Source organism: Nitratireductor sp. CH_MIT9313-5, from assembly GCF_037029545.1.
In the GTDB taxonomy this organism is placed as follows: Bacteria; Pseudomonadota; Alphaproteobacteria; order Rhizobiales; family Rhizobiaceae; genus Chelativorans.
The window spans coordinates 804,398-812,854 of the sequence record NZ_JAYMER010000014.1; the positions used below are offsets into that span (position 1 = coordinate 804,398).

Genomic DNA, 8,457 nt, shown 5'->3' on the forward strand with positions numbered 1-8,457 from the left:
AGGTCCAAGCTTGGTTCCTCACCTAACAATTCACTCATGAACCGCGACTGAACCATTCATTCAGGAATGCTTGACGGTTCCGCCCGCAAAGGCCACATCCACGAGATGAACGAATTCTGGAAAAACAAGTCGCTTTCGCAGATGACGCCCCAGGAGTGGGAAGCGCTCTGCGATGGCTGCGGAAAATGTTGCCTGGCCAAGCTTGAAGACGAGGACACCGGCGAAATCCACTGGACCAGCGTCGCCTGTCGCCTCTTCGATGCTGGCACCTGCCGCTGCTCAAATTATGCCAACCGTTTGGCCACTGTCCCTGACTGTGTTCAGCTGACACCCGAGAATGTCACCCGTCTTGCATGGCTGCCATCCACCTGCGCCTACAGACTCGTGGCGGAGGGCAAGGAACTTTATTCCTGGCATCCGCTTGTCTCAGGGAGAGCTGAAACAGTGCATGAGGCAGGCATCTCCGTGCGTGGCAAGGTAAGTGCCCTGGAGCAGGAGCTTGATGACGTGGAAGCTTATCTTGATCACATGCTGCAGGAGGAACCATGAGCGAGATCGAGACACGCAGTCTCATTGAGCGTTTTCTGACCGCGCTGAACGCTGCGGATTGGGACGCTGCAAGCGCCCTTTTCTCGGAGGATGCAGCAATCGACCTGCCGGGCGAAGAACGTGTCATTGGAGCCGAGAAGCTTCGCTGGCATCTTGGAGAAACCGGCAGGCACTATCGGTTCCACGTCTCCGATCTCGAGATCATGACCGCGGAAAGTGGCATACGTGCTGCAGCGGAATTCACCTTGACCCGCCACTATGTGGACAGCCCCGACCTGCCCGAACAGATACGTGGCGCTTCAGTAACGCTGCAGGGGGCGATTCTCTTCGAGATCGACAACGGCAAGATCACCCGCATGACCCGCTACGAGCGGCCCACCGCCTAAGCATGCCGCACGCCAGGCCTTGTCACGTGAACGCGGCATGAACACCTGGTTCCAAAACCGTTCAGGCTCATGAAGCCACTCTCTCCTCGTCATTACGCAAAAGCATTGCAGAGGAGAGAGACCATGTTCCGCAAACTTCAGATTGCCGCCCTTACCGCCGTCATGGGTCTTGGGTCGATCGCAGCCATGCCGACCGCAGCCAAGGCCGATGGTATCTATTTCAGCTTCGGGTCGGATGGCTCGCGCAGTGGCTTCTATGTTGGCGACCGTGGCCGTCACTACCGCCCTGCACCCCGCCGCTATCGTGCCTGCACGCCACATCGTGCGCTGCGCAAGGCCGAACGCCTGGGCATGCGCCGTGCACGCATTACCCGCGCCAATCGCAACATCATTCGCGTGACCGGTCGCACCCGCTATGGCCGCGACAGCATCGTCTTCGCCCGCGCCCCGCATTGCCCCGTCATTCGCTAGACTTCGCCGATCCTTGAGGCAGGCATGCCCCATTGCCCGCCGATAGGAAAAAGCCCCGCCGGAAATTTCGGCGGGGCTTCCTTCGTTTCAATGAGCCGCGTTCACTGCGATCCGAGGCTGAAGGTCACCTCGACCTGAACGCTGTAGCTGTTCTCACCCGCTTCGACCGGCACCGAATCGGCGGCCATTTCGGCCCGCATCATCTTGCCGGCCATCGGCATTGGCTGTGGACGCGACATGCGCTCTGAAATCTCGATGACATTACCAAGCGTCACACCGGCAGCATCTGCCAGGGTCTTTGCCTTGGCCATGGCCTCTTCGACTGCACGCTTGCGTGCCTCGGTCAAGGCTTCCGAAGGGTCTTCATTGGTAAAGCTGATCTGACCGCCCTGATTCACGCCCAGTGTGACGGACTGATCGAGGATCTGGCCTACCTTTGAAAGATCGCGAATGCGAACGCTAAGCTGGTTTGTCACCTGATAGCCCGTAATACGCGGCTTTTCCTCATCATTGCGGTTGTTCGGATAGACGTATTGCGGGTTGATGGACAGGCCGCTCGTCTGGAGATCGCGCGCCTCAATCCCCTCTTCCTTCAGCTTCGCGATGATCGCCGCCATGGCAGCATTATTGGCATCCATCGCTTCACGCGCAGTCTCCGCCTCCTCAACGACTGCCAGCGTGATGAGCGCCATGTCGGGGCTGAGCGTTGCTTCTCCCTCGCCCGTCACGGAAATCTTCGGCTGTGGCTGCGAAGCCTCCTGCGCCACCGCGCCGGGAACGGCAAAAAGCGAGGCAGCGAGCATCAGCGGCATGAGCGAACGGTTCATGGAAAACTCCTGGGTTGATGAAGAAGCTCGATTTAGGTGGTGATTATGGGATGAATGCGGCACCGCCATCTTGTGCCGGCAGAAAAAAGCCACTAATCCATCCCGCACCGGGCCTGTAGCTCAATTGGTTAGAGCCGGCGGCTCATAACCGCTTGGTTGGGGGTTCGAGTCCCTCCGGGCCCACCATCTTCTAAGTCATTGATTTAGAACGATGTATGCGCGTTTTTGGCTCCTTGCGTACACTCAAATGTACACAGCGAGGGTCACATGTATCTTTGGCGCAGGAAGTCCGGCTACGTCTTTCAGATGCGAATCCCTGCACAGCAGGTGAAAAAATTAGGAAAGTCTCCTCTAAGAATTCCACTGGGGCCGCTTTCGGCACGCGAAGCCCAACGACGAGCAACGATCCTGGCTGGATCAGCTCGCCTCATGATGGAGGAGGTAGGCATGACAGGTGAGGCTCTCAGCAAGAGCTTGACAGCTCTTGCGGAAGAGATGCGCATGCTCGAAAAGAAGGAGTTCTCTCTCGGCTTGCGGATGGTTAACGCAGCACCGAAGTGGGATGACATGACTCCCGAAGAAATGGCTCAACTCGAAAGCCGCCGCAAGACCGCGCGTGAACTGAGCCTACAGGCGGAACGTAACGCGACAAAAGCCTTCAGGGAACGACTGGAAGCACTCGGGAACGAACTACAGAAGGATAAACTCGTATGGGAAGCAGAACGTTCTACATACGAAAGGATCGTGAAACTCGCCAGCACGCTAACGCCACCAGCAGCGGCAAGTACTGTTCCACCGCCCAATGCGCCTGAAGATGCACCGACAAGCGGCGAGTACATCAACAAAGAGACGCTGCTCAGCGTTGCTGTTAAGCCGACTCTGGAAGCCAGACGAGAAGCTCTAGAAGCTGATGGCAACCGCAATAGGTATGCCGAGCGCGTCATCTCATCCGTCGAGGCCTTTTTAGATATCGTTGGCGACTATCCTCTGCGCCATTACCGTCCGATCCATCTTCAGGAATATGCCACAGTTATGGGCAGAGTTCCTACTAATCGTAGGAAGTATAAACAATTCGAAGGCCTGTCGCTTCGCGAGGTGGCAGATCGTAATGACCGTATGGGCGCTAGAGCAATACAACGTCTCTCGACCAGCTCAATCAACGGCTGTTTGAGCGAGGTTAAGTCTACCTGGAAGAAGGCTACGGCATCCGTAGAGGGTGTAGCAGATCTAGGTGCCGCTTCTGTCACAATGCCGAAAAGTGCTGCACTCCCCATTGACCGCGAGGGGCTTTCTTCATCAGCTATAAACAAGTGGCTGAAAGATGCTGCCAGTCAATCTGAGCCGCACCGCCGCTGGGTCCCGCTGCTCGCGCTCCTGACTGGAATGCGGTTAAGTGAAATCGTCTATCTGCGCGCAAGCGATCTAGTCCTGCATGAAGGCCATCTGATTGTCGATCTTCGCAGAGACATGGACGTGGATGGTGTGACCGTGAAGCGGCCGCTGAAAACCAAATCGTCAAAGCGGATCGTAGCACTACACCGATTGCTCCACGACTGCGGCTTCATCAGCTGGGCTCAAGAACAACAGGGGTACCTGTTCTCGGATTTCCATAAAGCGAAGGACCCAGCCGATGCAGCGCAGAAGCGCATGGCAAACTGGATGAGCAAGTTAGGCATCCGGAACCGCCAACGCGAGGTTTTCCATTCGCTGCGGCATAATGCGAAGGCGTGGCTCCGAACAGAAACAGACGCGCGCACCGCAGATCTTCAGTGCGGCCATGCGCCCGACAGCGTAGGGGCGCGTTACGGTTTCAAATACCTGCAACCGGAGGAGATCGCTAAGATTGAGCGAGCGCAACTTCCGAACGGAATAGAGTTTGGCAATTTTCTGAAACATTAGATACCTGCAATCAGGGTTCAAGATGCCAACAGCTACTCCGCCAGAGAGATTTGATTGATACGCCGTCCGTCTCCTTCGTTAGAGATGGCTGATCGGAATCAACAATATCTCAGGTGAGCGCAGCGACCTCGTGGCAGGCACGAACTCGAGAACAAGCTTTATGTTCGCAACCTTAGAGAATGAAAACCACAGCGGTGGAAAGCGAGAATACGGCGATGGCGATCATCAATAGCCAGAACCAAAATGTTGCCGTGCGCCACCCGTTGGCTCCGGAGAATTCAACTGCAGCAAGCGCATCCAGCGAGCCTACACCGAACCGTGCGATCATTATGTTTCGTTGCTCGTCATGGAACTTCATGGTTTTCCAGACCAAGAATGCACAGCACAAGCCAACCAGAGACCAGAATACTAATGCAGAAGCAATAGGGGCTTGCGACACCTGCTCTACCACGAACAAAGAGCCAAACAACGCTAATGTACCAGTTATGTACCAAAATGGCACTATCCATCGAATTGCGTCCCAGTGACGCATGTTGTTCAGGCAATCGGAGTGGCTTGTTATCGAGACCGAGAGCACCAAACTCAAAAACTGGTATGTCCGACGTTGAATTCCTGGCGCTTCCGACTCCCTAGGTCCGGCAATATTAAGGACGGTGGGTCTGGTTTCCAAAATCCATTCACGAACCTGTCTAGATGCGAGAGCCCAAGTGCCTCCAAGATCAATTTCTAGACAGGGTTTTCCTAAGCTTCCGCAAAATTGTTTTGTTTGCTCGGTTCCTAAGCTTGTCGACCCATCAGTGACAATCAAAGTTCCATCGCTGGAACCAACGTTCAAGTATGTCCTTTCAACATTCTCTTTCGTTGGCGCTTCTACCAAGTCTCATACTCGGTATCGATAGTTCCGGCCTCATTCAAACGACCTTTCGGTACCCAACCGCCATAGGGAAAATTCTGGGCGCGTGCGAATTGGAGTGCCCCCAGATCTACTCCTGTCTGTCCACCAGTGATAATCTTCATAAACAGGCTTCCTAGATCAAGTGGAGCTTGAGAACGCTGATTGTAACGGGATTTGACACAGGAAAACTCCGGAGCGCAATGATCGAAGCCAAAGCTGAAGCGGATAACAGCCATTCAGGCAATAGACTTCCCAGCTGTCCCACATCTCTGACGCGGCGGCTAACAGCAGGGTGATAAGCAGACTGACATAAGCTGCCTGGTCCAAATCTAATGAGCTGCGAAACTCATGCCGCTTGCGCAAAGACACCATTCACGGCCTGTTGCCACAGATGAGCGCAGACGCCTGCAGCAAGTGCTTTCTTCTCATTGGGGGTGACGGCAAACTTGCGGCCTTATGTAGCAAAAGCACCAACTTCCTAGATGCACTTTTAGGCGGATTCCCATAAAATCCAGGGTATGAGGCCAGCCCGAACCGATACCTTCGACTACACCATTACCGGCCTGCTTACAAAGCGCGCTGATCTGTTCAATGAAGCCGAGCGCATCCGCGGCACCGAGGGCGCCATGGGCAACCCCGCACCCACGGGCGCGCGGGTCGTGGTGCTGGACACCGCGCTCGCCTCGCTGCCGATCGCGGAGGCCGATCTCGGCATCCCGTGGAACTGGCGCATCGGCCCGGCGAGCCGTCCGGTCAGCGACGAGACCTATGTGGCGCAGACCTTCACGCCTGCGGGCGTCGGGCTTCGGCCGTTCTCCGTGGCACATGTCGAGCAGCCTTGGCGGAACCCGCGTGCGCCCGGCGATCTGACGATCCGCTGGACACGCCGGTCCCGCGCGCTGGCGGCCGACAGCTGGGGCGGGCTCGAGGTGCCGCTGGCCGAGGAGCTGGAAGCCTACGAGGGGTGGAAATCCTCGACGGCGCGATCGTGAAGCGGCTGCTGAGCACGGCAACCACCAGCGCGGTCTACACCGCCGCCCAGCAGAGTGCCGACTGGGGTGCGCCGCGCGGTCCCGGCGACACGCTCTTCATCCGCATCTTCCAGCTTTCCGCCCTCGTCGGGCGGGGCGCGCCCAAGACCGTCACGCTCACAATCTGAAGGCCATCCCATGTCCGACGCCACGACCCATCTCCTGCTGCCCTACATTCTGGCGGCGCAGGCCCAGAAGCATGTCACCCACAACGAGGCGCTGCGGATCCTCGACGGACTCGTCCAGCTCTCCGTCCTCGACCGCGATCTGACGGCGCCGCCCGGAAGCCCCGCCGACGGCGACCGCTACATCGTCGCCTCGGGCGCGACGGGCGACTGGGCGGGCTGGGACCTGAACGTCGCGCTCTGGACGGATGGGGCTTGGCTCCGCCTGCCGCCGCGGACCGGGTGGCGGGCATGGGTCGAGGATGAAGGATTGCTGCTGGTCTACGACGGCGCAGACTGGATCGGGTCAACGCCGGCGGCGCTGCAGAACATGGCGCTGTTTGGGCTCGGCACGACGGCGGATGCGTCGAACCCGTTCTCGGCCAAGCTGAACGCCGCGCTCTGGACCGCGAAGACCGTGGCCGAGGGCGGGACCGGCGATCTCTTCTACACCATGAACAAGGAGGCCGCGGGCGACGATCTCGGGCTGACGCTGCAGACCGGCTTCGTCACCAAGGCGCTCGTCGGTCTCTTCGGCTCCGACCGCTTCCGGCTGGCAGTCTCGGCCGACGGCAGCACCTTCTTCGACGGGCTCAGCGTCGACAACGCCAACGGTATCGTCGACCAGCCTCGGCTCCCGCGGTTCAAGGCCTGGACTAACTACGACAACTACGTTGGCGTCGGGACCTGGACGAAGATCGTCCTCAACAACACCGACTATAACGACCAAGAGGCCTTCGACGCCGCGAACAACCACTTCGTGGCCCCGGTCGACGGCACCTACCTCTTTGGCGCGACGCTGATCTACAAGATCAATGCCAGCGCCACGGCCCGCATGCGCGGACGGCTCGTGCTGAACGGCGCGACTGAAATCCGCGGCTCCTTTGGGGAAATCAGTGGCGATCATGTTTCGGAGGCCACCGCCCTTTGGCTTCAGACCATGGTCCTTTTGACCGCAGGCGATACCGTCGAGCTGCAGGGATATTTCCGGGTCGCGGACGGCTACTTCGCCGCCGACTACACGTCCTTCTGGGGCTGCAAGATCGGCTGAGCGGCAGAAGGAGGCTCCGATGACACCACCCCGATCCGAGGGCTTCGTGCGCATGCCCGACGCCGAGTTCGAGGCGATCCTGACGCGCGCGGCCGAGGAAGGCGCGAAGCGTGCGCTGGCCGATGTCGGCCTCGACGGCGACGAGGCCGCGCTCGACATCCGCGATCTGCGCTCTTTGGTGGACTGCATCCGGCTGGTGCGCCGCACTGCGATGCAGACCGCCGTCCGCATGATCACCACCGGCGTCATGCTGGCGCTGCTCGCGGGCATCGCCATCAAGCTCAAGATCTTCGGCGGCGGCCCGTAGCCGCGCCCCATCCCCATTCATCAGCCCAACCGCACCCGCCCTTGAGGCGGGTTTTCGTTTTCGGAGGACCCCCATGACGACGACATTCCACCGCCACTGGCGCAACGTGCCTGAGGACACCTGGCGCTGGCCGAACTTTTCGCCAGCCGAAATCGCCTGCCGAGGTACCGGCAAGCTGCTGGTCAACGAGCCGGCGCTCGACAAGCTTCAGTCGCTGCGCGATCGGCTGGGCAAGCCGCTCATCGTCCGCTCGGCCTATCGCAGCCCCGAGCACAACCGCGCCGTCGGCGGCGCAACGCGCTCGAAGCACATGGACGGCGCCGCCTTCGATATCGCCATGGCGAACCACGACCCGGTGGCGTTCGAGGCGGCGGCGCGGGAGGTCGGCTTCGTCGGCTTCGGCTTCTACCCGCGGTCCGGATTCATGCACATAGATCTCGGACCCACCCGCCAGTGGGGCGAGCGGTTCCCGGTCCGGCCGACTGCCTTCGCCGCCGAAACGCCGCCCGCGCGCGAAGTGTTGGCCGACAGCCGCACCATGAAGGGCGGTGGCGCGGCTGGCGTGGCGACGCTGGGCGCAGCCGGGGTCGAGGTCGCGCAGAGCGTCTTGGCGGAGACCCAATCTGCAATCCTACCGCTTGTGCCGTATCTCGACACCCTGCGCTGGGTGTTCATCGCCGTCGCTGTCGGGGGGATCGCGGTCACGATCTACGCTCGGCTCGACGATTGGAAGCGGGGGCGGCGATGATCGGCGCACTTGTCGCGACGCTTACCGGATCGGCGTGCGCGCGCACGGTGCTCCGCTACGGCGTCACCGCACTGGAGATCCTTCTGTTCCTCCAGATATTCCTAAATCAGCGGCGGGGGGGGGGGGGGG

Annotated in this window: 12 protein-coding genes and 1 tRNA gene; 10 read left to right on the plus strand and 3 right to left on the minus strand. The window is 59.5% G+C overall.

The annotated features are described in order from the left end of the window. The first annotated feature begins 66 nt into the window (after positions 1 to 66). The 3 genes from WA367_RS11380 (at position 67) to WA367_RS11390 (ending at position 1,406) form a co-directional block, all read left to right on the plus strand. Entirely contained in the window at positions 67 to 549 is a 483-nt protein-coding gene (locus WA367_RS11380) for a YcgN family cysteine cluster protein (RefSeq protein WP_336056854.1), read from the plus strand. Continuing rightward, on the plus strand, positions 546 to 935 hold the full coding sequence (locus WA367_RS11385) for a nuclear transport factor 2 family protein (RefSeq protein ID WP_336056855.1): 390 nt from the start codon (positions 546 to 548) through the stop codon (positions 933 to 935). The genes WA367_RS11380 and WA367_RS11385 overlap by 4 nt, the downstream gene beginning before the upstream one ends. Before the next feature lie 123 nt (positions 936 to 1,058). Beyond that, on the plus strand, positions 1,059 to 1,406 hold the full coding sequence (locus WA367_RS11390; protein ID WP_336056856.1) for a hypothetical protein: 348 nt from the start codon (positions 1,059 to 1,061) through the stop codon (positions 1,404 to 1,406). 101 nt (positions 1,407 to 1,507) lie between these two features. Here the strand turns inward: WA367_RS11390 and WA367_RS11395 are convergent, their stop codons facing one another. Beyond that, a complete protein-coding gene (locus WA367_RS11395; protein WP_336056857.1) occupies positions 1,508 to 2,233 on the minus strand; it encodes an SIMPL domain-containing protein in 726 nt (241 codons plus the stop codon). 109 nt (positions 2,234 to 2,342) lie between these two features. On the opposite strand from WA367_RS11395, the gene WA367_RS11400 reads away from it, so the two are divergent. Both WA367_RS11400 and WA367_RS11405 read left to right on the plus strand, forming a co-directional pair. Further along, positions 2,343 to 2,419: transfer RNA gene (locus WA367_RS11400), tRNA-Ile, on the plus strand. Between the two features lie 81 nt (positions 2,420 to 2,500). Next, positions 2,501 to 4,132 (plus strand): tyrosine-type recombinase/integrase, encoded by a 1,632-nt coding sequence (locus WA367_RS11405; protein ID WP_336056858.1) that lies wholly within the window; start codon positions 2,501 to 2,503, stop codon positions 4,130 to 4,132. A 172-nt stretch (positions 4,133 to 4,304) separates the two neighbouring features. On the opposite strand, the gene WA367_RS11410 is transcribed toward WA367_RS11405, so the two are convergent. Further along, complete coding sequence (locus WA367_RS11410; protein WP_336056859.1) at positions 4,305 to 5,009, minus strand: YpsA SLOG family protein; 705 nt, start codon at positions 5,007 to 5,009, stop codon at positions 4,305 to 4,307. Beyond that, positions 5,003 to 5,263, minus strand: a complete 261-nt coding sequence (locus WA367_RS18170) for a YpsA SLOG family protein (RefSeq protein ID WP_442935558.1) — start codon at positions 5,261 to 5,263, stop codon at positions 5,003 to 5,005. Before WA367_RS18170 ends, WA367_RS11410 begins: the two co-directional genes overlap by 7 nt. 282 nt (positions 5,264 to 5,545) lie before the next feature. Between WA367_RS18170 and WA367_RS11415 the strand changes: the two genes are divergently transcribed. The 5 genes from WA367_RS11415 to WA367_RS11435 all read left to right on the plus strand — a co-directional run bounded on the left by WA367_RS11415 (position 5,546) and on the right by WA367_RS11435 (position 8,328). After that, a complete protein-coding gene (locus tag WA367_RS11415; RefSeq protein WP_336056860.1) occupies positions 5,546 to 6,019 on the plus strand; it encodes a hypothetical protein in 474 nt (157 codons plus the stop codon). Beyond that, positions 5,992 to 6,186: a hypothetical protein gene (locus WA367_RS11420; protein WP_336056861.1), complete on the plus strand. Its 195-nt coding sequence runs from the start codon at positions 5,992 to 5,994 to the stop codon at positions 6,184 to 6,186. The genes WA367_RS11415 and WA367_RS11420 overlap by 28 nt, the downstream gene beginning before the upstream one ends. A gap of 10 nt (positions 6,187 to 6,196) precedes the next feature. Further along, positions 6,197 to 7,273, plus strand: a complete 1,077-nt coding sequence (locus WA367_RS11425; RefSeq protein WP_336056862.1) for a DUF2793 domain-containing protein — start codon at positions 6,197 to 6,199, stop codon at positions 7,271 to 7,273. Between the two features lie 19 nt (positions 7,274 to 7,292). Beyond that, positions 7,293 to 7,580, plus strand: coding sequence for a DUF6127 family protein (locus WA367_RS11430; RefSeq protein ID WP_023851444.1), 288 nt, complete (start codon positions 7,293 to 7,295; stop codon positions 7,578 to 7,580). A gap of 73 nt (positions 7,581 to 7,653) precedes the next feature. Beyond that, positions 7,654 to 8,328: a YcbK family protein gene (locus WA367_RS11435; protein WP_336056864.1), complete on the plus strand. Its 675-nt coding sequence runs from the start codon at positions 7,654 to 7,656 to the stop codon at positions 8,326 to 8,328. The last annotated feature ends 129 nt before the right edge of the window (positions 8,329 to 8,457 follow it).

Excerpts from the sequence above, each read along its gene's own strand:
- WA367_RS11380 (WP_336056854.1), top strand. The coding sequence starts at position 67 with ATGCTTGACGGTTCCGCCCGCAAAGGCCACATCCACGAGATGAACGAA.
- WA367_RS11385 (WP_336056855.1), top strand. The coding sequence starts at position 546 with ATGAGCGAGATCGAGACACGCAGTCTCATTGAGCGTTTTCTGACCGCG.
- WA367_RS11390 (WP_336056856.1), top strand. The coding sequence starts at position 1,059 with ATGTTCCGCAAACTTCAGATTGCCGCCCTTACCGCCGTCATGGGTCTT.
- WA367_RS11395 (WP_336056857.1), bottom strand. The coding sequence starts at position 2,233 with ATGAACCGTTCGCTCATGCCGCTGATGCTCGCTGCCTCGCTTTTTGCC.
- WA367_RS11405 (WP_336056858.1), top strand. The coding sequence starts at position 2,501 with ATGTATCTTTGGCGCAGGAAGTCCGGCTACGTCTTTCAGATGCGAATC.
- WA367_RS18170 (WP_442935558.1), bottom strand. The coding sequence starts at position 5,263 with ATGGCTGTTATCCGCTTCAGCTTTGGCTTCGATCATTGCGCTCCGGAG.
- WA367_RS11415 (WP_336056860.1), top strand. The coding sequence starts at position 5,546 with ATGAGGCCAGCCCGAACCGATACCTTCGACTACACCATTACCGGCCTG.
- WA367_RS11425 (WP_336056862.1), top strand. The coding sequence starts at position 6,197 with ATGTCCGACGCCACGACCCATCTCCTGCTGCCCTACATTCTGGCGGCG.
- WA367_RS11430 (WP_023851444.1), top strand. The coding sequence starts at position 7,293 with ATGACACCACCCCGATCCGAGGGCTTCGTGCGCATGCCCGACGCCGAG.
- WA367_RS11435 (WP_336056864.1), top strand. The coding sequence starts at position 7,654 with ATGACGACGACATTCCACCGCCACTGGCGCAACGTGCCTGAGGACACC.